We start from the raw sequence: 251 nt of genomic DNA, 5'->3' as shown, positions 1-251 counted from the left end.
GTGAAGGAAGGCACGGAGCAATTGCAGCCGATTGGGGTGGCAGGGGAGCTGTGCATCGGCGGTGTCGGCGTAGCCCGCGGTTACCTGAACCGTCCGGAGCTAACGGCCGAGAAATTTGTTGCCGATCCGTTTGCCGGCGGGGAAGCTGGGTATGAACGGATATACCGCACTGGTGATTTGGCGAGATGGATGCCAGACGGCAACATTGAATACTTAGGCCGGATTGACCATCAGGTGAAAATCCGGGGGTA

1 protein-coding gene is annotated in these 251 nt (G+C 58.2%); it reads left to right on the top strand.

The genetic code is table 11. The annotated features are described in order from the left end of the window. Positions 1–251, top strand: a 251-nt coding sequence (locus tag HFD99_RS25270) for an AMP-binding protein (protein WP_167441103.1), incomplete at both ends; no start/stop codon positions are given.

This window comes from Paenibacillus sp. EKM301P, assembly GCF_011800295.1.
In the GTDB taxonomy this organism is placed as follows: domain Bacteria; phylum Bacillota; class Bacilli; order Paenibacillales; family Paenibacillaceae; genus Paenibacillus; species Paenibacillus polymyxa.
Note: the sequence above shows the minus strand (reverse complement) of the source record. Positions and strands in the feature narration are given on the sequence as shown.